At 49.1% G+C, this 23,926-nt stretch carries 17 protein-coding genes; 2 read left to right on the top strand and 15 right to left on the bottom strand.

All coding sequences use genetic code 11. The features are described from left to right. The 15 genes from BM100_RS07585 to tssB form a co-directional block, all read right to left on the bottom strand. Positions 1–1,205: VasL domain-containing protein (locus BM100_RS07585; RefSeq protein ID WP_092509546.1), on the bottom strand; the 1,205-nt coding region annotated here is incomplete at its 3' end. A 200-nt stretch (positions 1,206–1,405) separates the two neighbouring features. After that, complete coding sequence (gene tssM / locus BM100_RS07590) at positions 1,406–4,963, bottom strand: type VI secretion system membrane subunit TssM (protein ID WP_244590605.1); 3,558 nt, start codon at positions 4,961–4,963, stop codon at positions 1,406–1,408. Positions 4,964–5,010: 47 nt separating this feature from the next. Next, entirely contained in the window at positions 5,011–6,504 is a 1,494-nt protein-coding gene (tssA, locus tag BM100_RS07595; RefSeq protein ID WP_092509550.1) for a type VI secretion system protein TssA, read from the bottom strand. Positions 6,505–6,509: 5 nt separating this feature from the next. Then, positions 6,510–7,178 (bottom strand): type VI secretion system-associated protein VasI, encoded by a 669-nt coding sequence (vasI, locus tag BM100_RS07600; RefSeq protein ID WP_092509552.1) that lies wholly within the window; start codon positions 7,176–7,178, stop codon positions 6,510–6,512. Then, on the bottom strand, positions 7,175–7,972 hold the full coding sequence (locus tag BM100_RS07605) for a helix-turn-helix domain-containing protein (RefSeq protein ID WP_092509554.1): 798 nt from the start codon (positions 7,970–7,972) through the stop codon (positions 7,175–7,177). The genes vasI and BM100_RS07605 overlap by 4 nt, the downstream gene beginning before the upstream one ends. Beyond that, positions 7,972–10,740 carry a type VI secretion system ATPase TssH gene (gene tssH, locus BM100_RS07610; protein ID WP_092509556.1) on the bottom strand — a complete coding sequence of 923 codons (2,769 nt, stop codon included), beginning with the start codon at positions 10,738–10,740 and terminating at the stop codon, positions 7,972–7,974. Before tssH ends, BM100_RS07605 begins: the two co-directional genes overlap by 1 nt. Before the next feature lie 9 nt (positions 10,741–10,749). Further along, positions 10,750–11,517, bottom strand: a complete 768-nt coding sequence (gene icmH / locus BM100_RS07615; protein ID WP_092509558.1) for a type IVB secretion system protein IcmH/DotU — start codon at positions 11,515–11,517, stop codon at positions 10,750–10,752. Positions 11,518–11,519: 2 nt separating this feature from the next. Further along, entirely contained in the window at positions 11,520–12,872 is a 1,353-nt protein-coding gene (gene tssK / locus BM100_RS07620; RefSeq protein ID WP_092509560.1) for a type VI secretion system baseplate subunit TssK, read from the bottom strand. Positions 12,873–12,874: 2 nt separating this feature from the next. Then, entirely contained in the window at positions 12,875–13,429 is a 555-nt protein-coding gene (gene tssJ / locus BM100_RS07625; RefSeq protein WP_092509562.1) for a type VI secretion system lipoprotein TssJ, read from the bottom strand. After that, a complete protein-coding gene (gene tagH, locus BM100_RS07630; RefSeq protein WP_092509564.1) occupies positions 13,413–14,708 on the bottom strand; it encodes a type VI secretion system-associated FHA domain protein TagH in 1,296 nt (431 codons plus the stop codon). The genes tssJ and tagH overlap by 17 nt, the downstream gene beginning before the upstream one ends. Positions 14,709–14,713: 5 nt before the next feature. Next, a complete protein-coding gene (gene tssG / locus BM100_RS07635) occupies positions 14,714–15,766 on the bottom strand; it encodes a type VI secretion system baseplate subunit TssG (RefSeq protein WP_092509566.1) in 1,053 nt (350 codons plus the stop codon). Beyond that, positions 15,730–17,562: a type VI secretion system baseplate subunit TssF gene (gene tssF / locus BM100_RS07640; protein WP_092509568.1), complete on the bottom strand. Its 1,833-nt coding sequence runs from the start codon at positions 17,560–17,562 to the stop codon at positions 15,730–15,732. Before tssF ends, tssG begins: the two co-directional genes overlap by 37 nt. Further along, positions 17,563–18,003, bottom strand: coding sequence for a type VI secretion system baseplate subunit TssE (gene tssE, locus BM100_RS07645; RefSeq protein WP_092509570.1), 441 nt, complete (start codon positions 18,001–18,003; stop codon positions 17,563–17,565). Positions 18,004–18,005: 2 nt separating this feature from the next. Beyond that, entirely contained in the window at positions 18,006–19,484 is a 1,479-nt protein-coding gene (tssC, locus tag BM100_RS07650) for a type VI secretion system contractile sheath large subunit (protein WP_092509572.1), read from the bottom strand. 20 nt (positions 19,485–19,504) lie between these two features. Continuing rightward, positions 19,505–20,002 carry a type VI secretion system contractile sheath small subunit gene (gene tssB / locus BM100_RS07655; RefSeq protein ID WP_092509574.1) on the bottom strand — a complete coding sequence of 166 codons (498 nt, stop codon included), beginning with the start codon at positions 20,000–20,002 and terminating at the stop codon, positions 19,505–19,507. Positions 20,003–20,920: 918 nt separating this feature from the next. Here tssB and BM100_RS07660 point away from each other — a divergent pair. Both BM100_RS07660 and BM100_RS07665 read left to right on the top strand, forming a co-directional pair. Next, positions 20,921–21,439, top strand: a complete 519-nt coding sequence (locus tag BM100_RS07660) for an Hcp family type VI secretion system effector (RefSeq protein ID WP_092509575.1) — start codon at positions 20,921–20,923, stop codon at positions 21,437–21,439. A 693-nt stretch (positions 21,440–22,132) separates the two neighbouring features. Next, a complete protein-coding gene (locus tag BM100_RS07665; RefSeq protein WP_092509577.1) occupies positions 22,133–23,863 on the top strand; it encodes a ShlB/FhaC/HecB family hemolysin secretion/activation protein in 1,731 nt (576 codons plus the stop codon). Positions 23,864–23,926 lie beyond the last annotated feature (63 nt).

Below are 23,926 nucleotides of genomic sequence, written 5' to 3' on the forward strand. Positions count from 1 at the left end.
CGCAACAACTCTTCCAGCGGGACGTCACTGCCGTGGCTGCGCTGGATGTCATAGATGGCGGTTTTCAGGTAAGAGAGCGTGAAGCTGCCACGGGTACGTTCCTGTAACAGGATTTTGTCCGCCAGCTGCTGGAGCTGGTCGCGGGTGGTGTCCCAGCCGCCTTTCAGGGGTACGCTGTCGATGCGGGCCGTGACCTGCTGCTGCCACTGGCGGGTGGCTTGTTGCTGTACCGGAGACGCCGGCCAGTGTTGTTCTGCGGTCTCCGTCAAGGCACGGGCGGCCTCCCATGTTGTCAAAGGGGAGGTTTCTGCCAAACGCTCAAGCTGGGTGGCATAGGTGTCCAGTGTCGGTTCGTACAGCCAAGCCAGTCGGGCACCCGCCGGTTGTTCGGTCATGACGTTCAATTGTTGTTGCAACGGTTTGTAGAACAGCAGCCAACTGCCCACCAACACAAGTAACCCCAACATGGCACCCAGGCCAAAACCCTGCCAGGCACTTAAACCTTTCGGCGGCTCTTCAGGAAACTGCACCCTGACTCGTTGTTGGTTATCCGCTGTCGATTTAGGTTCATGACGCGGAGGAGGAGGAGGAGGCGGCGCTTCCGGTTCAGCCTCCGACTGGGACAAATAGACCAGCGGCGGCATCTGCACTGGCTGTGAGGCGGGTTTCGGGGCTTGACGCGGTTTCTCCAGTTTTTTCGCTGCGTTCTGGAAGAACCACAACAGGTTTTCGACCCGTGGCAAGCGTTTTAGATCCGATTGCTGCAAGCGATCGATAATCAACTGGAGCGCCCGTTCAGCACGGTAAATCATCCGCAAGTCATTAGCGGCAAAGTCCATTTGACGCAACACACTGCCGGTGCGGGAATGGAACCATTCCAATAGATCAGTGCGAACCTGCGGCTGTGGCGGCCACAGGGTATCCCACTCGCTGACGATGACACCCGCCAGCAGTTCACAGCCTTCGGTAAATCCGGCCAGTCCGTTCAGTTGCATCCGGGCCAGTGTGTAATAAATCGCGGTTTGTAAATCGACACCGTTGGTTTTAAACACGGTCAGTGACAGGGATTCCACCAGCGGCCAGTTAACTTCCGGCTGCGACGGGTGGCTGGTTTTGTTGATTTCATCGCGGATGACCGCAAATTCCGGCAGGTTCAGCGGACTACCGCCCGCCCGGATAATCAGATTTTCAGGATGCCCGCTCATACGCTCGCATTTCTCCTTAAAAAAACCCCTGCCCAAAGGCAGGGGAAGGTTTGACAGCTAATACACTTCGTCTTTCAAACTGCCTCTTTGTTGGCTGCGCTTGCGCATCCCGGTCACCGTTTTTATAAATACACGGTTAGCTATGCTCCCGGTGATGCTCTCCCTTGCCGCCGCGATACAAAGGCTGACAGATCTTCACCTCAGTAAAGGGTGTCCGGCAGTTTGAACTGGCTGAATAGCCCACCCGCAAACGGGTTGTCAGATTCATCCACGTAGATGCGGTAAGTCATTTCGCCGCCATCCACACTGAAACGTACATCAAAGAAGCCCGGCTGGACGTTGGTCAGCTTGCCGCTGTTAATCAGGCGTAATTGAGCCCAAGGACCAGTGAAGCTGATAGAACGCGGTGACTGGTTGCTTCTGTCCGGCATCAGGGTCAGCTTGCTTTCGGTGCCTGTCCGCATGGAGTTAGGCCAAATCAAGCGTGCAACGTTGCTGCGTCCGTGGGAGTAATCCACCAACTGACCATCAAGGTTCAGCAAGGCACGGCGTTTGTTGCCGGTCAGGCTGACTGGTTCGATGGCAAACTGGGCGCCAAGGCCGTTCTGTGGTGTAAAGAAGGTCGTGCGAATACGATTCGCCACATCCAGTTGTTTCATGACGTCTGGGCGGATCAGCATCTTGCCGTCGGTGCCCGTGGTCAGGTTATATTCCACAAACGGTTTCAGGTTCTGCTGGTAGAAGGCATCCAGCGTTCCACCCGGCCGGAAGAAGCGATCGAACTCGCTCAGCGGCACTTCTTCAGTCGCTTTTGGATTGAAGGGATAACGCCCTGCCAGATAGGTCTGGTACTGTTTGACTACCGTGTTGTTCCATTCCACTTCCAGCGAACGCACGGCTTCCATCATCACAACGCGCCATGCCTGTTCAGCCAAATCCCCCACCCAACGGCTCAGCGGTGCCGGCAGGGTTTTCGCCATCTGCTGCACTTCAAAAATCGCGTCGCTGTTGTTTTTGTCCAGACGCATCTGAACGGCTTGCAGGGCGGCTTTGCCGGGAACCGGTGAGTTCTGGATAGCCAGCAGGTAACGGTGCAATGCCATCAATTTTTGGTAGACGGTTTGCAGCGTGCTGCCTTTGTCGCCGTGTTCAACCAGTACGCCGGTTTCTTGGGCAAAGTCATGGCTGATGCTGTTCAGCAGCTGATATTCCAGTTTGCCTTGTCGCTCATCTTTTTCCTTGCTGCTCAGGGCGTCGCCCGCCAGAGGCACGGTCGTGTTCTCACTCAGGATTTGCAGTGCCCGCTTGATGGGCTGTTCTCCGCTGATCACCTGTTCGATGGCACTGATGGCCTGCGGCAGATCATCAAAGTCACGCACTTCCAGATTATTCATCGCCGCCCGCCACGTCGCGGTGTACTCCGATAAATACAGGTCGTTGATTTCTTTCAGTATCCGTCGCTGGTCTTCGTCACTGTACCGATCGTTGCTTTGTGACGAGCCTGCCACGCTGGATTTATCCTGAGTATTCTTCGCGATATTCAGCACCCAGCTATCCATTTCGGTCAATTTCGTCAGTTCGTCTTTCTGCCGGACGAAGTAATCCATCAGACCGTGGCGTGTCAGCAATTGGGGAACCACCAACCGTTTTTCGTTGCTGGCAACAAACACGTCATCAAAGCTCGGGCCAATCTGGTCACGCAGGTTAAGCGGAGCAGACAGGGTATCCTGTGCCTTGATGCGCAGGTTCTGGTAAACCCGTTGTTTGACGGAGAGCGTTTTCAGTTCTTGCTGCGCCTGTCGGATCGGCTTGACGAAAGGTGCGAAGCTGGCAATCGCTTCTTGCTTGCCTTCATCACGATCTTTTTTCCAATCGGTGCGATCCAGGGCGTAATCCAGATGGGTCAGCAATGCATCCTGAATGTCTCGCTGCCCGTGGAATTCCTTACTCCAGCGCTCACGCATGTATTGTGCGACCAATCCGTTGTTGCGCTTGCTTTTGTCTTCCATCATGCGCATGACACGCAGGACTTCGAGTTTTTCCTCGCTGCCTGCTGCGGCTTTATTCAGGTCGTCCAGCAATCCCATCATCAGGGATGGCAGGAAACGCTGCTCAAGCAATTTCAGGTAAGTTCCCGCCACATACGGACCAACACGCCCGCCCTGATACAGTCCCAGATCGGTCAGGATAGAGGTATGTTCGTGGTAGTTGCCGTAGGCCAGTGTCGCATCACGGATCGGGTTCAGCAGGGGCAACTGGAGGTTGCCATAGTGGTCTTCACCGTTAGGTGGCGGTACGGACAGGAATTTTTTCGCCTGCGTCAGAACTTCTTCGCCTGCACGATAGTTTTTCTGGTAGAAGTAATGCCAGCCGCCCCATGTTGCCATGATGACCAACGCACTGATGGTGGAGAAAGTGTAGAGCTGACGGCGGTTCCGGCTCAGCCAGATGCGGTTTTCGGCTGCCAGGTTCGGCTCTGCCAGCAGGACATCTTCGAACAGGGACTGGGTAAAGTACGGCAGGGTATCTCCCGCCGGCCAAGTCGGGAAGGCTTGGGAACCCAAGTGATACTGCGCCGAAGCGGATTGGGTGAACAGGTCATCCATCTGCCCCACCTGATGCGCCGACGTCAAATAAACGCCACGCAATGTTGGACGGTGGTGTTCATCGTTATACAGGATATCTTCCAGCATCTGGACGATGTAGCTGTGCAACCCTTGGATCTGACGGGTGAAACTGAACAGGGCACTGCGCTGGTTGGCATCCACGTTGTTCAGCATCATGTCCGGCATGGCGATATTCAGGTTGTTCATCCACTGTTGCCAGAACTGCTCCAGCTCGCCACGCCATGCTTTTTCATCACGGTTGTTGAGACTGAATGTTACCCCGAGGATCTGATCACGCAATTTGCGATCCAATGACTGGTACATCGCTTCAAAACCGTGCAACAAGTCGATTTTGGTCATGACCAGGTAAATCGGCAACTGGCTGTGGAAAGTCAGTCGAACTTCTTGCAGGCGCTGGTGGATTTCCCGCACATAACGATCACGCTGTTCGCGATTGTCGGTCAGTAAACGCAGGGTATCCACGGTCAGGATAATCCCGTTGAGCGGTTGACGCTGGCGGTTTTCGGCCAGCCAGCTCAGCAGGGATTCCCACAGGCGGCTGTTGATTTGCGGTTTGTCACTGTTAAGCGGCACAGGTTGGTCAATCAATTGCCCTTTCGGATCGATGATGACGGCTTTTTCCCCTAACCAGCAGCGCAGCATCAGCGAGACATTTCCATCCTGACGCAGGTATTCCGGCGCTGCGATTTCTGACAGTTTGTAGCCTTCCTTGATAAGTGCGGTTTTACCGCTTTTCTGGCTACCGATGACCATGTACCACGGGCGTTCGTACAGGTAGTTATACGAATCCAGATGGCGCTGCAACTGAGACTTCCAGTGGTCGAGATAGCGATCTTGATACTCGATATCGACCCGAACCGGGTCAACCACTTTCAATTCAACATCAAGGTTGAGTTTTTCCAGTGTCCGCAAGCGACGCCACGCTTTCATGCCGATCCAGAGCAACACCATCATGATAATGAGGGCGGTTGCCAGCCAGCGCGAAGTCAAACTTTCCAGTGGATAGTCTTCACGGATTTTCCATTCTGGCCCCCACCACCAGACTGCAATCAACAGCAGGCAGGGGATCAGTGCCAGCACAATGGCAAACAGCGCCTTGAGCCGTGTCAGGGACTTAAACTTTCCAAGCATCGGCAGAACCGATTTCAGGGGTGCCAAAGATGACAAAGAGGGCCATTTCATGGGTTAACGCTCCTGTTTGAAGCAGTATCCTTAATAGAAGAAGGAAGTTTCTCAGCCTGTGCCGTTTTTTCTGTCGACGTGGTTTTTTCCGTCAACATCGTCAGCAGGTTGGGTTCCCATTGAGTGAGTAACATGTGTTGTCCCGTGTGTAGCAAGTTCCGGTAGTGCTGTTGGGCCAGTGCCGTCATGCCCGCTTCTTCAAGCAATTGGGCATTGAGCAGTTGGCCGTAGAATTGATCCCGTGGCTCGGTAAGCTGTTGCTGGTGTTCTTCCAGCATTTTCAGGGCGGCTTCCAGACCCTGTTGCTGGAAGCACTGCCAAATGCCTTCCTGATCAGCAGAAACAGATCCCTTGCCCGTTGCCACCGGTTCAGGTGCGAGCCAGTCGAGCGTTTCTGGAGAAATAAACGGACTCATGTCAGAAAAACTTAAAGTTTTCAGCACGGGCAACCGTTCCAGGAAAGTATTCAGTTCGTCACGAATGGACAGTGCAACGTTCATGTAACCCAGTTGCAAAGCGGCCTTTGCAGCAATGGCATGACCATCCAGCCAGTAAGGCGCCAATGTCAGACTTTGCTCAATTTGCTGGAGCAATTTGTTGTCCGCCATAGGTAATCTCGCCAGATAATCAGCGGTGCGATCTGCGGAAGTCGGGGCCAATGGCGTTTTGCCCGTGGCATTTGCCATCGGTGCCGTGGTGATGGTGTGCCAGACAGCGTGACGGCGCAGGGAATAGCCAATGGCGGATTCTGGATGCCGTTCACACAGTAAATCGGCGACAGTCATCAGAGTCTGTTTCCACGCTTTTTCACTTGAGCTGTTGACGTCGACTTCCGGCATCGGAGCTGCCTCAAAGTGCTGAGGTGCTTGCGCCGCACTATCTCCGGCGGTCGGTTTCCCGGCAGAGACAGAAGCGGCCGCAGGCTCCGGCTTGGATGCCGTTGGTACGTTTTCTGGTTGTCGGTTGTAGCGAATGCGCAACTGATCAACTTCTTTCGCCAGTTCCGGTTCATTGGCATGCCAGCATTGTGCAAGGTGAGCCAATGCCCCTTGCGCATCTTCCCGCTCACCCTTGCTTGCCTGTTCTATGAAACTGCCTTGAGCTGAATCAAAACGCTTTAGCACCTGCTGTGCCAATCGACGTTTCATCAGCGGCTTGGCTGGCCATGCTTTTTCCCAATAATTTTTGACATACTCCGTCAGCAGTTCCATGGCGAGGATCAACTCAGCCGGTTTGCCCGCATGTTGCAGTGTGCGCAGCAAATGAACCATCAACCGGAAATCTTTGTTACTTTCGCTCAATAGCTGCAATGATTTTCGCTGGATCTCTTCAACATCCAACGAACCATGCGACAGTGAGCCGAATTTAATCATCTCACCGTCAATGTATTCCCATGCAGGTTCATCTTCCGCCAGTGCCTTGCCAATCTGTTCGTCGGACAGGGGAGCCAGCAGGGAGCCGAACCAGTCGAATTGTGTTCTGATGTCCATGTCGATTACCAACGGCAAGCAGCACGCAATGGCTTCGCTGCCTGCTCCAACTGAGAAATGTTAAAGGTTACGCGGTTGCCATTACTGCCTGTAATGGTCATGCGTTCGCTGTTCATCAGGCGCTTGATTTCGTCAATGCCCGGCAAGCCACGGCTGGATTCCCATAAATAGCCGTTTTCGCGCACGAACCATTCGGTGCGAAATTGGGTTTTGTCCGTTTCTATCGTGACTTCACCTGATTTCACGACATGGGGCAGTGCCACTTGCAGGCGGGTAATATGGTCAATACAACTCAGCATTAAGACGGGACGGGGCGGCGGAACCCCAATCGCCGGTGTGGTCAGGATAACGGGTGCTGCGCCGTTTTCTCCCTGAGTCATAATGAACCCGGTGGAGTAATCGTCGCGTTGCATTTCCTGTTCCATCGCCTTACGCCATGAAGGTCCCATGTTCTCAAAGGGAACTTCGACTTCCTTGAATTTGAGGTTATTTAATGCGCTGTCATAACATGCCAGCCGAATAAGCGGAGATGGCTCAAAACGGCAGTTTTGCAGTTCAACTAAATTTTGTTCTTCCTTTACCGCAACAGCATCCTTTGGCCCCAGCACTTCTGCAAGCTTGGGATTCCCTGCCAATGACGCGAGCAATGAACTAACAATTAAAACAATATTCATAATCTACACCCGTATTTAGCCAGTTTGTAAACCAACGTCCGCTGGGGAATTCCCAGACTTTGCGCAATCAATTTGGTGTCATTGCCACATTGACGCTGACGTTGGACTAACACGGCGCTTTCAAATTCTTCTATGGCCTTTGGCAGATTATCGATATGACTGTAATCCACGGAGATACTGCTGGTCGCCGCTGGGTTTTTTGATTCACTCAGGGAGGCAAGCAGTTCATCCAGTTGTTTTTCTTTCTGGCGTTGAACCTGAAATACCTGACGGATCTGGCGTAACTGTCCGCGCAGTTGTTCGAGTTCCTGCAATTTTTTCAGGCGATGCTGCATAAGGTGGCAATAGATGCCGAACATGTTTTCATTGTTGGTGAAATGGTTGACATTTTCGGCAAAAATGGCGATTACGCCGCAAGCCTGTCCGTTGCAGTCAAACAGGGGAATGCCGTATAACCCACAGTTATGCGGCAGTTCTGCAATAAATGTACGGAAATAGGCATCATCAATGCGCGCCCCGTGATTAAGGGAATCCCAGACGGTCGGGCTTCCCTTGCGCAATACCTGAATCAAGGGGTTATTGACGTCATCAATGTCTACGTACAGCCGGCGGGAATTGGCTTGCTGAGGTTCCGGCAAGTTATAGCATTCCAGCCTGTTTTCAGTGATGTTAAGCAGGAAAACCAACAAGGCATCAAAACGCGAGCTATGGCTGACCTGCAAAAAATGGTCAACCAGTTGTTCTATAGTGTCATCTTCCAATAACGCTAACGCGCTTTTCAGCCTCTGTTTCATTATGCTGCCTCCTCAACCTCTGCCTTAAACTCGTGTTCTGCGACGGTTAAGCGAATTGCACTGATGGGTGTCCCCGCAGCCATTTTCTGCAACAGCAGCAATGAAACAGGCGGCAACAGTGCGCCATCAATGATGGATTCCAGCATGCGGGCACCGTTTTCTGCACGGGTAGCGCGCAGCAAGATCTCTTCCGATACTTCATCGCTGATAGTGACTTCTGCATTGAAGCGTTGAGTCAGCAAGGTATCCAGACGAGCCAGTTTGCTCTGAATAATCGTTTTCAGTGTTTCATGGCCCAGCGGCAGATAAGGGATCACTTCCATGCGAGCCAGCAAGGCAGGCTTGAAGAATGCCGCCAATTCCGGGTAAAGCAGATCGTTGATTTGGTTGGGTTGCTCGGCGTTATCCACGATGGTTTGATAACCCAGGTTGGACGTCAGGAAGAACACGACGTTTTTGCAGTCGATGATGCGCCCTTCCCCATCTGCCAGCTCCCCTTTGTCGAAAGCCTGATAGAACAGGTTCAGTACGTCAGGGTGCGCTTTTTCCACTTCGTCCAGCAGAACAACGGAATAAGGTTTCTGGCGGATCGCTTCGGTCAGTACACCACCCTCGCCATAACCCACATAGCCCGGAGGTGAACCAATCAGGCGGGAAACGGTATGTTTCTCCTGAAACTCAGACATGTTGATGGTTGTCAGGTACTGACGGCCACCAAACATCAGCTCTGCAATTTGCAGGACGGTTTCCGTTTTACCGACACCACTTGGCCCCACCAGCAAGAACGCGCCCAGAGGGCGTCCCGGACGGCGCAGGTCTGCGCGGGCGGTCAACAAGTGTTTATGCAGGTTCTGGATGGCAATTTCCTGCCCTTTGATGCTTTGTCCCAAATGGGTAGGCAGTTCGGTGACGATGGACAGCTCGCTCTGTGACAGACGGTTCAATGGCACGCCCGTCCACTCAGCAATGACCGCCGCAATTTGGGTTTTGTCCACATGCGGGGAAACCAGAGTTTGCTGCTTCTGCAGCGCTTCCAACTGTGCGTTGAGAACCGCCAGTTTCTCGATCAGGGACTGCTCGTCATTCGTGGATGGTTCATCATTAATAGATGATTCATCATCAATGGCGACGTCAGTCTGTTCTTCTGCATCGTGTTCTTCTGCGCGCTCGTCTGCGTTTTCATCAGCCGCTTGCTCAGTAGCCTCGGCTTTCTCCGCAGGTTCGGCCTCAGTTGACGCCTCTTCAGGCAATTTATCATCAGCCAATAGCTGACTGCGCAGTTCGATAATTTGCGTTACCAATTCCTGCTGTTGCTGCCAGCTCTTTTCCAGATCAACCAATTTTTCCTGAACATCTGCCTGCTGATTTTTCAGCTCTTCCAATCGATCTGCATGGTCATTCAGCCCCATGCGTTGCTCCCGCTCCAGCACCTCGATTTCCATTTGCATCTGGTGCAGCTCGGTCGTCAATGAAGAGATTTGGCGTGGCGGTGAAGTCAGGTTAATGGCAACACGGGCACAGGCGGTATCCAGCACGTCAATGGCCTTGTCCGGCAACTGACGGCCAGAAAGATAACGGTCACTCAATACCGCAGAGGATTTCAGGGCTTCATCATCAATCAGCACGCCGTGCGCTTTTTCATAAATGGCACGCAGGCCACGCATGATGACGGTTGCTTCATCTGCGGTTGGCTCAGAAACTTTGACCAGTTGGAAACGACGGGACAGTGCCGCGTCTTTTTCGAAGTACTTTTTGTACTCACTCCAAGTCGTTGCAGCGATGGTTTTCAGTTCACCACGCGCCAGCGCAGGTTTCAGCAGGTTGGAAATGTCCAGTCCGCCCGCTTGGTTACCGGCACCGATCAACGTGTGGGCTTCATCGATAAACAAGATGATGGGTTTTGGCGACTGGCTGATTTCAGCCATGATGCCTTTGAAACGTTTTTCAAATTCACCTTTTACTGCCGCACCCGCCTGCAATGCCCCCAGATCCAGCGTCATCAGTTCACTGTTGCGCAATTTATCCGGTACACGATCATTGATGATGCGCAGCGCCAAGCCTTCAATCAGGGCACTTTTACCGACACCCGCCTCACCCACGACGATGGGGTTGTTTTTGCGGCGACGGCAAAGAATATCGATCATCAGATCGATTTCGTTATCGCGGCATAAAACCGGATCCAGCTTGCCCTGACGAGCCTGCTCAGTCATGTTTTGGGCAAAGCGCGCCAGCAGGCTGTCACTGTTGGCAGGATGTACGCCCTGACCTTCGTTATCGCCGGCAGCAAAAGGTTGCTCGGCGGAACCATTGATCCATTCGGCAAAGTTCTGGCGCAGCAGTTCGCGGTTGATGCCGGCCAGCAGGCGCGCTGTTTGCGGTGCCAGATAGCGCAGCGGGCTGAACAGCAACGCAATCAACATCACGCCACTGCGCAATTCACTGTGTTGCATCTCCGTGGAAGCCAGTAACCAGCTATCCTGCAACCACTCCACCAGCATCGGGGAGAAATTTGGGTAAGTCTGAACCAGCGATTGATGATGAGTCATCACCTGATCGAGCTGTTCTTTCAGTAGATCTTTATCGATATCTACTTTATTTAAAATCAATCGCACATCGCTCAGGGGTGTGTCGATCATTTGCAGCAGCAGTTGCGCAACCGTAATCTCCGGTTGTTGCTGGCTGACGCAAGATGCCGCAGCAGCTTCCAATGCATGGCGGGTCATCGGGTTTAAACGATTTACAAGGGTAGGCAGATCAATCTGAATCATGGCGACTTCCTATCTTAATAATTTACTTAGCTGCTGTAATATGTCTTGGCTTTGATCACCGAGGCGAATGGCATAAAAGCTGTAAATTGCCACCAGTAAACCTACGCTGATGCCGAGCAGGTGTTTGATAGTCCATCTTCTGCTCAGGCGATAACGCGCATCACTCTCGTTGATGTTGACATACAGCGTTGTTGGCGGAGTTTCTCCACGCAATGAATGAAGCTGCTGTTGCAGGCGACGGAACAGGCGCTCAAAGTCATCGCTTTTTTGGGCGCTGACTTTATAACGTCCGCGGTATCCCAGACAAAGGCAGAGGTAGATGAACTCCAGCAGGTGCTGATAGCGCTGTGCCTCACCCATTAAGCGTTCAAGCAATACAAAAACCTTTTCACCTCCCCAAGTTTCATTGTGGAAGTGCACAAGCAGTGACTGCTTCAACCAACCATTCTGGCTGTTCCAACCGTGCCCCAATGCAGTTTCATCAATGAAGGTGCACAGGACGTAACGAAATGAAACAATCGCGCCCGGTTCATAACCTTTGGTTTGCAGGAACTGTTCAATGGCTCGGATATCAGTGACAACCTGCTGGTAAAGCTTGTCCGGCAGTGCCTGGTCATGCATATCCTGCAAACGTAAGACCATTCCCAGCAAAGGAGTGGCGGCGTCGATCATTGGGTTGAGGCTTTCACCACGTAGCGGTAACTGGTATTGGCGCTGAAACGCTTTCAGCGTTTCAGGCTTTTCCAGTGACAGACTGTCAACATTGATATCACTCATAATTATTCCTTACCGCTCCTGATAGCCCAGAGCTGCATATCTAAGTCCGGGAAATCCCCCGAGACGTGGAATGCGATGGAATTGCCTTGCTGGATCTCTTTCCATGCAGGACTCTTCTGATCCAGACGGAAGTAGGTGTATCCAGAGTGATACGGCAACTGGCGTGGTGCTGCGGACAGCGCAATCAATGGCACACCCGGCAACTGGACGCTGACCAGATCGCGGATTCTTTCCATCGAAGTGACTTTGGTTTGTTGGACGAACTGGCGGCGCAACTGTTCCTGCGGCGTGCTGGCGCTGATTGCCAGTACAAATTCGGCCTTGCGCAACAAATCGTTGTCGTGGAGCGTTGCCACTCGGATGCCGCCTTCGTTCTGTTTCAGTGCAATGGATGTCGCACGAGGTGTCAGTACAACGTTCAGTGAATCACGAATCGCGTGCATCGCGTCCTGAAAGGTGTCTGTCAGGTTATTGTGATCGTACGCCAGTATATTGCCCGGCAAGCGGCTTGCGTCCGTGAATGTTCTCAGCTCACCACAGGTCTGGAGCAACTCGGTGTATAAATACAACGGATGCAGGACGGTCTGTTTTGCATAGTGGTTGAACAGGGGCTGAACACGGTTAAGCAATTGCAGCATCATAAATTCAGCCACATCCGCCACACCCTGCTGACCCGGAGAACCAATGCGTTTAGCCAAAGTTCTTGAGCGCTCAGTCAACAGGCCATCAATTTCCACCATGAAGCGCTTGAGCTTGTCTGCCACGAAAATCGACAAACATGTCGGGATAAAGTCGTTATCCAGAACAATCGTGCCATCTTTTTGCTTTTCTCTGATGCGACACAGAGGCAGTGCCGTGTATGCACTCATGTCCTCGGAGCCTTGCATCAAGACCGGGGTCAATTGGGCAAGGTTGAGGGCAAAGGAGTCGCCGCCTTTGGTATGCAGGTCACGGACATCGGTAGGAAGTTCCCGATAACGCACCGCACTTTGAGTCTCTGCATCCCTGTCAGCAATTTCCCGAATGGTGTCGCTGGACATTGGCAATGCCAGATAAATGTCTTTGCTTTTCAGGTCATTGAGGTTTTCGATATCCAGCGGTTTTGGCAACAAGTCCTGACTTGGCGCGGAAAATACCGTGCCATCCGGCATGATGCCGCTGGCTTCAGTAATGCCGATGCGCCCCAGCTTGAGCAAGTCATCATTGATGCTCAGGGAGCTGAAACCGTGCGCATAGGGTGTCAACACTGAAACAAGGCTGTGCGTCAGGTAATCAATGTGCTTTTGTTGTTGCTGAAAATGCTGTGGTTTGATGAATAATCCTTCGTGCCAAATCACCCGATTTTTACCCGGCATGATTACTCCTCCTCTTTTCTAAATTCGACGTCGTTATTCCTGACATGCACCAAGATGTGGTAACGGCGGCCGATGTCTTTTACTCGGATGATCTTTTTCCATTCAGATTGATTTGCATCTGCATAGTGAACGATGACACCGATGTAACGGTTTTTCTTTTCCAACTGGATTGCTTCCAAGGGCTTGTATTGCCCCGGCAACAAGGTGTAATCCTGATGATCGATATAGTTTTTCCCCAGCGCCTTTTCGAGCTTGTCACTTTCCAGTTGCTCATAATCGGCTGCCAAAAAGCGTGAATCTTCGCTGAGATAAACCAGATTCATTTCAACAGGAGCCGCTTCACCACTTTCATTAGGGTTGATGTCGGGTTCTGCCAGCAATGTGATGCTGGCAACTGAAGGTTGTTCATCCGGTTTGCCGACTGGCGTGGAAGGATCCCAGATAACCTGACCTACTTTCTTTGTTGCATCCCATGCACTGCTACAACCGTTCAGCAACATCACGGACAGCAATAAAATCCCTACAGCCCACACACGGTGACTAGCGGAACGTATCATTGTTGGATTCCTCTAAGCCCTGACGCAGCGCGCGGTCATAAGCCTGCTCATACACCTCGCGGAATAGCTTTTCGAATCCTTGCTGGCGGCTGGAAGCTAATTCACGGTAATAGTTGGTGTACATTTCCCATGCCCAGGAAGCATCTTTGTTTTTGATTTCATTGCTGCGGCGATAATGCGAAAAACGGCGAAGCAATTGATCTGGGGAAAAGGCTTCCAGCATGGTGTCCAACGCGGCAGAAATCGCCGTGCGGTTGGCTTGGTAATGCAGTTGCAGGTTTTGCAGGCTCTCCGCAACCGCCGCAGGGGCAGACAGGTGAACCGGGCTTTTCTGATCTGAGAACATCACCTGCATGGTGGTGTCATAGTCCATGTTCAGGCGCAGCGGGTTATCTTCAATAGGACGAAGCTGCTTATCACGCAATCCATGCTGCTCGCGCTGGAGCGCCAATAGTCCTTCAATGGCGGATTTCATGGCCTTACCCATCTCTTGCAGGAAATCATTTGCCTGCTGGGTGTCATGCAAAGGCAATTGCACATCCAATCCGCGCATCAAAGGGGTAATAGCAACATGGTCAACATCCATATCTTCGTACCGCTGGTCGGAATCGATATCCGGTAAATCAAGGAACTCCTGATCCATAACACTGCCTCGGTTATCAGAAATAGGGTTAGCAAATGGGGGTGACTGGTAATGATCGGCTGGCAAAAGTTGCTCAGTATCATTTGCTTCAATCTGTGGTTGCAGCGTGGTCAGGCTTTCGCTGTCAAGCACCTTGAGTGGATCATCACTGAAACGGTGCATTACTGTTGGCGCAATGCTTTCATCATGGGCAAATGCAGATTTTTGTAACGGCGCGCCTTCCAGCATGGCGTCCAGCGGGTTGCTGTAGCTGGAAACCAGTGATTCCGGCGAAACCGTTGAAGGATCAACGCGATCTGACTCAGAAAAGCTGATGTGAATTTTGACGGACAAATCACCCACGCTGATCTGATCCCCCTGCTGCAAGCGGATGAGGCTTGACTGGGAGGTTAATGCTGCGTTGTTGATCTTGACTGGCTCAGACAATACTTGCAGGCAAAACGCGCCATCCTGCCATTTGATGGCAAATTGCGATGGGTGGATATTGCCCTGTTGATCCTGCACAGACCAAAGGTGGCTTTCACTGCTACCGACCGTGCCTCCCTGTGTCGAGAACAGGCAGCTGGCCGCTTTACCACTTTCCAGCTGTTCGCTGTTCATTACCCGCAATGAAAGGATTGGTTGATGTTTTTCCATAGTCGTTATTCCATAACTGAAATTGTGACAAAGGGTTTCTTTTCCGGTTCGCCGAGAAAACTGGTCCACCCCAGATGGTTGTTCTGCTTCGCGCCCAGCACCATGCCACTTACCTGATTTTCAGCCAGACCAAGACGCAATTCCCAAGCAAACTGGCTGCGCATCACGAAAGAAATGAACATCACCAAAGGGGTGTAATTCTTTCCATCTGGCAGGAATGACAAGAATCTATCTCTGGTTAAGTTATTGATGCTTAGCAGGAACTTACCGCTATAATCCCCGACCCATGAACCGATAGTGAAGTTATGGCCCAATACAGACAGCTCGGTATCCCCGATTTTCTGTCCTTTATTCGTTCCCCCCAGACGGTTTTGCTGATCCTGCGGGATTGTGACTTTTCTGAATTGCCAGCCATGTAACGTGACATCCTGCAAATCAAAACAGTGGGAAACGAGGCTGCATATCACTTCCGGTGAACGGCCGGGACTTGCCAGCAATCCGGCATATGCCAGCATTTTGCTGTGGTTGATGTTCAACATCCGGCGGTTGACTTCACTGCCCAGACCGACGAGCGAGAACATGCGTTGGGAAAAATTATCTTCCCCGCCTTTCTTGAAGCAGATGTAGTAGCGGTATTTCCGCCAGATCTGATGCAGGAGCGTAATCAGGCGATGGTTGAAAAGGTTGAGAAAATCCGTCAGGCGGTTTTCTCCCTGAGCATCTTCCCATGCCAGTGAATCCAGATAGTAGCCCGGCATCGGAGACTGGCTGCCGTGCAATCCCAAAAAGGACACTTCCAGTTCGAAGTATCCCTTTCTGGACTGCGCGAGCGAGATGACATCACGAGTCGGAAATGCCAGACTGGCGCTGGATCGGAAACGGACAGACTCCAGATCGGGACGATCGGTTTCTCCGGTGTTTTCCCACGCTACCGCCAGCTGGTTAAGCAGCTCAACCAGCTGGTAAAAGTTGTACTGTGAGATATCCAATGCCAGCGGAGTGGCAGGATCTTGCTCAGTGATTACATCAACGAGTGTTGACCTATCTGTACCGGCCATTCATAACATTCCTGATTATCTAAATTGATTACCTTCAACATATGAAAAGCATTGACGCTGGCATACAGTGAGAAAAACCGTGACAAGATCGTACTGAACAGATAAAGCTCACCTTCTGAACTGAAAGCGTGCTGCCGGATATACAGTGTTGAACGCAACCCACGCACTGGCTGGCCGCGGAACAGACGATCTGTCGGCTCTGTTTCAATCTTTTCAATGGCATCAAGCCGTTTCTGCGATGAGCGCTTGGATTGCCGATTGTGTATGCTCGGGAAATCGTAAGTACGCAGTACCTGCTTCAATGCATCCTTATCCAGCAATGACATATAGTTCAGCGACATATTTGACAGCAGTGACCAGTGCAGGCCTCCATCCAACAATGGATAGAGCGGGACTGACGGTCGCGTGATATTGCGGAATGTCGCAAATGACGGGCTGCCGATGGAGGGGTAGTTGATGTCGCCGACCCGCAAATCCAGAGGCATTTCGCGGTTGGTACAGGTCAATCTGATAGAAACATTTTCTTTCAGCTTGAGTCTGAGCAGATTTGATTCATCTCCCCGCACGAATGAGATGAAATGTTCCAACCCTTTTCGGAAAGGGGATTCTTTCACCCGAAGGCGGTAATAACGCATTGAATTTGCGTCTTCGGTATCAATCTGGTGATTGAAACTTTCAAACGGCGTATAAACCCGCTCACCAATACGGGCGCGGCTGCGTTCACCACTTTCACCTGTCAGCCAGCTTTCTACGCCATCGACAGAGAAAATATCGTAGTTATCCGGGAAGCTGTAGCTGGCCTTCAAGGGATACTCGGTCTGGCTGCCGTTGAGTTCAATCGCTTCGCTGTCCATTGGGAACAGATTGATGGCCGGCGTACAATGCAGACGAAAAGTATCGTGGCGAATCTTGGCTTCCGGCGGCAGGGCCTGAGAAAAGTGTAAATTCAGTTTGAAATCTTTAGTTTTGAGATCTTCAGGCAGCTCAGGGAAACCCTTCACGTCGAAGAACATGAAACTTTCCGCAAAGCAGAAATATTCCTGCAAAATGCGATATCCCATATAGGCATTTTTCGGGTAAGGCAGCAGCGCATCTTCCCGCTCAAAGCCTACTGGCACAAAATCAAAGTCCGGCAGGGGAATAACCTTGTCGCCCACGACCAGCTCGGCTTTTCTGAAATAATAGCAAATCCAGAAATAGAGCTGAGACGTCGTGTAATCATCGCCACTCAGGTAAAAACGCAGCTTGTTCAACTCCAGCTCATGCAGATCCAGCTCGGTTTTCGAGGTGAAATCCAGGCCGATGATCCCATTTTCATTGCTGTTATTGACGGAAATGTCACGGATGGAAAACGGGAATAGCCAAACATCACGGCAAAGCGTGAAAGTGCAGCGCCCATGATCGTCTTTCTTGCCGCTCGATTTTTCGTTCGAATAAATATCATCTTGAGTTGCCAGTGCATGGCTCATAATCTGTGTGCCACGCTTGACTTGTGTCGCTTTCGTCACAACGCTTTCATCAGGCGTGTATTCGATGATAGTCATGCTGGGAGTCGGGCGCAGATAGTTTGGCCAGAGCATATTGAGCAAGCCGTGCGTCAGTTCAGGGAACTGATCATCAATTTTTGCCCGCAAGTTGCCTGTCAAAAATGCAAAACCTTCAAGCAAACGCTCAACATCAGGATCAGAACCTTGTTCTGATAAAAATGCGGCAAGATGAGGGCGCTCAACTGCGGCTTCTTTCCCCAGTTGGCGCAGATAATTCAACTCATCTCTGAAATATTTTTCAAATGACATTTATTGAGTTCGCTCCAGGCAATAGCGCCGGTTGTTATCCAGCTGGATGCTAAATTCCACAAGATCGTTGATCTCATCCAGAGAGATTTCAGCGCTGATATGAAAGCTCAACAGCAACGGATCTGAATCATCATTAATGGCACTGACAGAAACCGCTGATATTCTGGGCTCATAATTTCTGATGCACTCTTCAATCGCCCATTCGATACTTTGTTTAAAATCCACCGATGTCGCAGTCGCGTCATTGAGATCAATGACCCCCAACTCAACGGCACTTTGGCAGGCACCGGGACGGGTGTTCAAAACTTCATTCAAATGCTTCTTGATAGAATCAAGCAGTGCACGCATCCTTGACTGACGGGAAGAGCCGGAGCTCTTCCCTTGAATGCGCTCAAACAGACTGGCAGAGCTGCCTCTGTTCCAACTGTACAGCGCAGCCATGATTATTCCTTATCCAAACGTCCAACCAGAGACAGTTCGAAGCTTGCACCCATGTACTTGAAATGAGGGCGAACTTGCATCGCAACCTGATACCAGCCTGGATCGCCTTCAACATCCAGCACCTTGATTTCAGCGGCGCGCAGAGGACGACGGCTACGAACGTCAGTTGGTGGGTTTTCCTGATCAGCGATGTACTGCTTCAGCCACATGTTCAGTTCACGCTCCAGATCCTGACGCTCTTTCCAAGAACCGATTTGCTCACGCTGCAATACTTTGATGTAGTGAGCCAGACGGTTGATGATGAACATGTACGGAAGCTGCGTACCCAACTTGTAGTTGGTTTCGGCCATTTTCCCTTCTCGAGTATTTGGGAAAACTTTTGGTTTCTGAACTGAGTTTGCAGAGAAGAATGCTGCGTTATCGCTACCCTTGCGCATGGTCAGGGTGATAAAGCCTTCTTCTGCCAGTTCAAACTCACGACGGTCGGTGATCAGAACTTCAGTTGGGATCTTCGCCTGAACCTGACCCATTGCTTCATACAGGTGAACAGGCAGATCGCTTACTGCACCACCGCTTTGTGGGCCGATGATGTTCGGGCACCAGCGATATTTAGCGAAGCTGTCTGTCAGACAACTTGCCAGCAAGTACGCAGTGTTGCCCCACAGGAAATGCTCGTGGTCACGGCTGACATTTTCTTGGTAGTTGAAGTTCTTGATTGGGTTTTCAACGTTGGAATAAGGCAGACGCAGCAAGAAACGTGGTGCTGTCAGACCTAGGTAGCGAGAATCTTCAGACTCACGCAGCGCACGCCATTTCGTATGTGAAGGGCCTTCGAAGACAGACTTCAGATCCTTGATGGCTGGCAGGTCAGTAAAATTGTTAACACCGAAGAATTCAGGTGAAACAGAAGACAGGAATGGCGCGTGAGCCATTGCACCTACCGCACTGACGTACTGCATCAATTTAATGTCAGGTGAGGTATTGCCGAACGCATAGTTACCAATAACGGCCGCAACAGGTTCACCACCGAACTGGCCGTAACCTGTAGAGTAAACATGCTTATAGAAACCAGATTGGATAATCTCAGGTGAGAATTCAAAATCTTCCAACAACTCATCTTTAGTTGCATGGATAATGTTGATTTTGATGTTTTCACGGAAATCGGTGCGATCCACCAGAATTTTCAGTGAACGCCAGGAAGATTCCAGCTCCTGGAATTGCTTGGCGTGCAGAATTTCATCCATCTGCTCACTCAGCTTTTTATCCAGTTCAACAATCATCTTATCAACAAGCAGCTTGTTGATAGGTTCTTCATTGGAGCCAGTATTCAGAATGCTGCCGATAAATGCAGCTACGCCTTGTTTAGCGATGTAGTAGCCATCATTTTCCGGAGTCATTCTTGCTTGGGACATAATCTCGTCAAGCAAGGAAGTCGTTGCGCCGGAAGCAATAGCTGTGCTGTTTTCTTCGTGCTGAGCCATTTAAAGATTCCTTTAACCAGTTATTTTTTATTGACGATTTCAAGTTCTTTCAGAAGTTGCTCACGAACGGACTCATCATCCAGCAGTGACTGCAAGCGAGCACGAAATGCCGGGATATTTCCCAGTGGGCCTTTTAATGCAACCAATGCTTCACGAAGCTCAAGAAGTTTGTTTAATTCAGGTACTTTCTTGGCAATATTGTCAGGTGAGAAATCATTCAGGGATTTTATTTCCAGATTAACTGGCAGGTCTTCTTCGCTTTTCTCTTCAAGGCGGTTAGGGACGTTAAAAGAAAGATTGATGTTCGCTTCATTCATTACGGCATTGAAATTGTTCTTATTAATAGAAACCGTCTGCCGTTCTTCAATTGGCGTATCTTCACTTTTCCCTTTCAAGTCACCAACTACCAGAAGATTCAGAGGTAATTCTACTTCTGCTGTCTGGTCACCAGTATTAGGAACATACTTAATATTAATTCTTTCTTTCGGAGCTACGCTACCTGGACTATTCTTACTCATATTTGAATCCTTTGGCTAATACAACCATGAACTGTCTAACAACCCATTATTGGTGAGAGAATGATTCCAATGTTTACTCATATAACAAATACGGATGCTCCCCCTAATAAATAGGCTAAAGAAAGCAAACGTATTTGTAGATACGAATGGTTTTTATATCAATATATAGTTAAATGATCAGAAATATCCTAATCCACGTACGGAAATAACATCGATATGAAAAATCGTCAATTCCGAGTTTGACACTTTATTTTTTTGATGTAAAGCCTAAACACAAATTGATAAAACCCTCTATTCACGCTTTTAGTCCATTAATATCAATTCATAAGCCGCTATAAGCAATCTTTTATCCTAAAATAGATAAAAGTTTGGTTTTACTCTCTATAAGAGTACACAGACCTATTAACTACCAATTGTATAAAGAGGAATATTTTTTATCTTCAAGCGAATAAATCATAATCAACGCGTCAAATTATATAATTGCCGTCAATGTTATTTTTTATTTCATTTTGATTAATTATGTATCAACGAATTATTAATTATTTCCATTTTTTGATCTAGTTAACACTTTTAAAATGATCATAATGCACATTTAAACCTTTACGAAAAAAACCAAATAATATCATAAAGTTACAATATACAAAAAATAAACAGCCATTTTATCGCCAGTTAAATTGACTTCTTTTTTATAAACACTCAGGTATAAATTTCACGACGGCAATAATTATAAAATTTTTATTTGCCATTGAATTATAGCTCGAGTTGCATTTTGCAAATGGCTTTGCATTAGACAATTTCAGCTTTATTATTCGCCCCGAGTGTTTGGCAAGCGATAATTTCATTTGATTAATTTGTGTAATTATCACGCAAGGAATGAACACTTACACATATATTGGTAAACTTTTATAGGATATTCATATGCCAACTCCATGTTATATTTCCATCAATGGTAAAACTCAAGGCAATATTACTGCTGGTGCATTCACCGCTGAATCAGTAGGTAATATCTTTGTTCAAGGTCACGAAGACGAAATGCTGGTTCAAGAATTTGACCACATCGTAACTGTTCCAACTGATCCACAGTCTGGACAGCCTTCTGGCCAGCGTGCACACAAGCCATTCCGCTTTACCGTTGCTCTGAATAAAGCCGTTCCTCTGCTTTATAACGCGCTGGCTTCTGGCGAAATGCTGACTACTGTAGAACTGAAGTGGTACCGTACTTCTATCGAAGGCAAACAAGAGCACTTCTTTACTACTAAACTGATAGATTCAACTATCGTTGATATCGATTGCAAAATGCCACATTGCCAAGACCCAGCAAAATCAGAGTTCACTCAGCTGGTTCGTGTTTCTCTTTCTTACCGTAAGATCGAATGGGAACACACTACTGCCGGTACTTCTGGTGCTGACGACTGGCGTGCGCCAATTGTTGCTTAATATCTTATTAATTAAATATTAGGCAATAACCTCTCAGCCGATGAATAATATTCATCGGCTGAATTAATTCGGGAATATCTAAAACCCCTGCCAATTTGATTTAATTCCCATTATTATTTTATATATTATTCTTTCAGATATTCATCTTGGTGATTTTTTTACTACAGTAAGATTTTTATATGGAAATTGTTTTCATAATAAATAAATATGAATTGATGTATAATTACACCAGTTATTAAACGTCCAGAAGTTGCCCAACCAAAGAAGCCTTATTCCATTTCACTTATTACACTCTCCTTATTAGTCCTTCTTATTGCACCTTCTTCATTCTCTCTTTCAGGCTCGTTCCCTGGCCTGCTATAAAAACGACATAAGTGAAATTATTTAAGCCAAATAACACAAAGTAAAATTCAATCCTAATTTTTACCCATTATCGTTTTGAAATTGCAATTAACACCACACTGAATTTACTTTAGTGACTAATAATAAGGCAGAGAAATAAGTAAAATCAGAAATTATAAGTCAATAAAACAAATTTGTGACCAGAAATAATACCTTAGTACAATACTCGACTATTAATCAGAGCAAAATAAAATATTTTCTATGCTTTAATGATTAATTAATAAACTAGGAAGGTTACATTTAGCCCAAAACGATACTTTCCTCATTAATAATTGTCATTTGGGTATTCCAATGATTAAAAGGACGGCAACTTTAATTTTACTAAGTACCTCAATATCACTGAGTACTTCACTTCAAGCAAGTGCATCACCTGACGCACCCGATCTTGCTTTCCCTACACCGACTTTCCCTACAGATGAAACAAGAAAGACTTTGCAGGATACGACCAGGGAAATCGAACAATTAATTGAAGAACGCCGCCATCAGGAACTGATTAATCGCGCTGATCGCGTTTCACCGCAGACAGTCTCTCCTGTGCTGGTGGAAACCCCCTCCTGTTTAACTATCAATGGCATTTATCTTCGGGGCGTTTACCTCCAAGGCATTACGCTGCTCCCCTTAAGTGATTTGAATACCCTCAGCGCACTGTCTGACAATTGTATCACCAGCAACGATATCAATAAGTTATCAGCAGAAATCACTAACCTCTATATTGCCCGAGGCTATATCACTGCGCGGGTACAATTTATTCCGCCCAATCAGGATGGTGAACTGGGGATCAATGTTGTCGAAGGTTTTATTGAGGCAATAGAAGGCAGTGATCGCTGGGTTAACAGCAGCATGCTATTCCCGAACCTGATAAACAGGCCGCTTAATTTAAACCAGCTTGACCAAGGACTGGATCAGGCGAACCGGCTGCAATCAAACAAAGCGACCCTCGACATTTTGCCCGGAACGATCAGTGGTGGTTCCATTGTTAAACTGCACAACCGGCACACTTCCCCGTGGCGGATCACAACCACAACGGATAATTATGGGCAAAAAAGTACCGGAAAGTGGATTACCCGACTCAATGCCAGTGTGGATAGCCCATTGGGGCTGTCTGACTTTGTTAGCCTCAACGGCAGCAGTAGCGTCAACCAGCTCGACGGTCAGTACAACAATCAATACAACCGTGCTTATACCCTATTCTATTCGCTCCCTTATGGCGCGCTGACATTCAGTGGCTTCAACAGCTATTCCCAGTACACCAGCCGCCCTCGTTTACAATCAAGCCAAATCAAGCTGCACGGCAACTCACACCAGACGGGAATGCGTACGGATTGGGTGTTCCACCGCAGCCAGCACCAGCTTGATATTTTGTATGGCCAACTGGTTTACAAAAATTACAGATCTTCTTTTCAGAATTCCAGCCTATCTGTCAACAGCCAAACCTTGGGAATACTGGAGCTGGGAGTCAGCCATTTACAGATTATTCCTGCCGGATTGCTCTCCCTAGATATGGGTATCGAGCAAGGCGTGCCGTGGTTCGGCAATCAAGCGTCAACAAACGATGGGAATAACCAATTTACGAAAGGCAAGTTATCGGCGAACTTGCAGCAGCGTTTCACGCTGTTGAATGTGCCTTACCGATTTGACAGCCAGCTTTATGCCCAATACAGCCGGGAAGCGCTGCCGGGCATTGAATGGCTCAATGTCACTGATCGCAATGCCGTGCGTGGGTTCAGCAAGAATACCTTATCAGGTGATACCGGCTGGTACCTGCGGAATACACTTTCTCATTCCATTCCTTTTTCCAACGGCTCACTGTCGCTGCGCACGGGGGTGGATATCGGACAAACGAAAGGCTATCGCAGCCAATATGGCTGGAGAAGCAGCGCCGGATTGAGCGCAGGTTTGACCCTACGTTATCAGCACCTGTTTGCGGATGTTGAAATCAGTCGGGGCAAGTTTCTCTTTCACCAAGGCAGGGACGCAAATGAACCAATGCAACTGTTAACTCGTTTTTCTTACACTTTTTAATTTTTTAATCCGTTTGATGTTTTTTTGAAAGTAGAAAGCCAGGGGGGATTTTTTTCCCTGAAT

Origin of the sequence: Xenorhabdus mauleonii, assembly GCF_900113945.1 — a bacterium.
Classification (GTDB): domain Bacteria; phylum Pseudomonadota; class Gammaproteobacteria; order Enterobacterales; family Enterobacteriaceae; genus Xenorhabdus; species Xenorhabdus mauleonii.

Bases quoted from the DNA above. Each gene is read 5' to 3' on its own strand.
- tssM (WP_244590605.1), bottom strand. From the start codon at position 4,963: ATGCTTGGAAAGTTTAAGTCCCTGACACGGCTCAAGGCGCTGTTTGCC.
- tssA (WP_092509550.1), bottom strand. From the start codon at position 6,504: ATGGACATCAGAACACAATTCGACTGGTTCGGCTCCCTGCTGGCTCCC.
- vasI (WP_092509552.1), bottom strand. From the start codon at position 7,178: ATGAATATTGTTTTAATTGTTAGTTCATTGCTCGCGTCATTGGCAGGG.
- BM100_RS07605 (WP_092509554.1), bottom strand. From the start codon at position 7,972: ATGAAACAGAGGCTGAAAAGCGCGTTAGCGTTATTGGAAGATGACACT.
- tssH (WP_092509556.1), bottom strand. From the start codon at position 10,740: ATGATTCAGATTGATCTGCCTACCCTTGTAAATCGTTTAAACCCGATG.
- icmH (WP_092509558.1), bottom strand. From the start codon at position 11,517: ATGAGTGATATCAATGTTGACAGTCTGTCACTGGAAAAGCCTGAAACG.
- tssK (WP_092509560.1), bottom strand. From the start codon at position 12,872: ATGCCGGGTAAAAATCGGGTGATTTGGCACGAAGGATTATTCATCAAA.
- tssJ (WP_092509562.1), bottom strand. From the start codon at position 13,429: ATGATACGTTCCGCTAGTCACCGTGTGTGGGCTGTAGGGATTTTATTG.
- tagH (WP_092509564.1), bottom strand. From the start codon at position 14,708: ATGGAAAAACATCAACCAATCCTTTCATTGCGGGTAATGAACAGCGAA.
- tssG (WP_092509566.1), bottom strand. From the start codon at position 15,766: ATGGCCGGTACAGATAGGTCAACACTCGTTGATGTAATCACTGAGCAA.
- tssF (WP_092509568.1), bottom strand. From the start codon at position 17,562: ATGTCATTTGAAAAATATTTCAGAGATGAGTTGAATTATCTGCGCCAA.
- tssE (WP_092509570.1), bottom strand. From the start codon at position 18,003: ATGGCTGCGCTGTACAGTTGGAACAGAGGCAGCTCTGCCAGTCTGTTT.
- tssC (WP_092509572.1), bottom strand. From the start codon at position 19,484: ATGGCTCAGCACGAAGAAAACAGCACAGCTATTGCTTCCGGCGCAACG.
- tssB (WP_092509574.1), bottom strand. From the start codon at position 20,002: ATGAGTAAGAATAGTCCAGGTAGCGTAGCTCCGAAAGAAAGAATTAAT.
- BM100_RS07660 (WP_092509575.1), top strand. From the start codon at position 20,921: ATGCCAACTCCATGTTATATTTCCATCAATGGTAAAACTCAAGGCAAT.
- BM100_RS07665 (WP_092509577.1), top strand. From the start codon at position 22,133: ATGATTAAAAGGACGGCAACTTTAATTTTACTAAGTACCTCAATATCA.